Source organism: Variovorax sp. 20P10.2.4, from assembly GCF_058244205.1.
In genome coordinates, this window is sequence record NZ_JBZAYE010001101.1 from 1 (window position 1) to 1,409 (window position 1,409).

Sequence of the window (1,409 nt, forward strand, 5' to 3'; positions counted from 1 at the left end):
GGTCTGCGTCGGCGAAGGCTCGGGCTATGCGGGCGCGGTGGCGCTGCGCTATGGCGCGCAGCCACGCAACTATCCCTCGGCGGTGCACGCGGCCTCGGCCTTCATGGCCGGCGAATGCGCGGCACTGGCCGAAGACGCGCAGGTGCTCGAGCGGCTGATGGGCAACGAGGAATGGCGCTTCTACAAGCCGGTCGCGCAGGACCTGCGCGCCCCGGCCGACGCGGCCGTGCGGCTCGCGGCGGGCGACACGGCGTCGCGCGACTACATCGCGGCCGCGCTGCGGCGCTGGCGCGCCGATGGCACGCTCGCGCAGGCGCGGGGGGCGCGTGCGGGGAATCTGCAGTTCGAGATCACCTTGCTCAAGGATGGGTTGGTCTGCCACTCGTGAGTGGAACGGAAAGCGGACAGCCGAACGCAGAAGGAAGACCAAAGCAGCGCAGAAGTCGCAGAAGAAAAAGCCATTTGTGGATTTCCTTCTGCGACTTCTGCGAAACCTTCGCGGCTTCTGCGTTCGGCTGCCCGCCTTCTAACCCTCACCCGCCCACTGCCACTGCCCCAACGCGAAGTCCTGCGTCACCAGCTTCTCCGCCAGCAGGAACTTCTTCACCTCCTCGATCAGCCCCAGCCCCTCGGCCGGATAGGCCGCCTCGGGATACTGGCTCAGCGGATGCGAGGCCTTGACCGCATCGAGCGGGAAGCCGCTGACCTCGGCATGGAAGGCGTAGTAGGCCGCGCTGTCGGCGCGCATCTCGGCGATGGCGGCGCGGCGCGCGCGGGTCCAGGCGGCCGGCAGGCCGGGCGCGGTGGCGAGCAGCTTCGACGAGGCGACGATCACCGAGGTGCCGCGCAGGGTGGGATGGCGGTCGGCCTCGTCGATCACGGGGTAGCCGCGCGATGCGAGCAGCGGCCCGACGTCGATCTGGGCCGCGAAGGCGGCGATCGAGCGCTGGTCGAGCGCGGCTTCGCCGTCGCGCGGGAACATGTGGATCACCTTCACCGACTTCTGCAGGCCGTGCTCCTTGAGCAGGCCCAGCACATAGCGGTGCATGTAGGAACCGCGCGCCACGCCGATGGCCTGGCCCTCGAGCTCGCGCACGCTGCGCACGCCGTCGCGCGGCGTGAGCAGCCAGACGTTCATGCCCACGGTGTCGAAGCCGATCAGCCGCGCATCGAGGCCGCGCGAGCGCGCGACCACGGCGGGCGTGTCACCGTAGATGCCGACGTCGAGCACGCCCGAGATGAAGGCTTCGTTGAGGTCGGGTCCGTTCGGGAAGTTGCGCGTGACCACCTCCTTGAAGCCCAGCGGCGCGAGCTCGCGCTGCAAGAGACCCTGGCGCAGCGCCCAACCGGTGGCGGCCGCGGGCTTCTTGCCCGGACCGATGTAGCCCAGGCGCAGCACGCCTGCGCCC

Annotated in this window: 2 protein-coding genes; one reads left to right on the top strand and one right to left on the bottom strand. The window is 70.1% G+C overall.

Annotated features, from left to right (window positions below; translation table 11 throughout):
* Positions 1–388: type 2 periplasmic-binding domain-containing protein (locus AC27VN_RS41445; protein ID WP_490880506.1), on the top strand; the 388-nt coding region annotated here is incomplete at its 5' end.
* Positions 389–526: 138 nt separating this feature from the next.
* Here the strand turns inward: AC27VN_RS41445 and AC27VN_RS41450 are convergent.
* On the bottom strand, positions 527–1,409 hold an 883-nt coding region (locus AC27VN_RS41450; protein ID WP_490880507.1), incomplete at its 5' end, for an ABC transporter substrate-binding protein.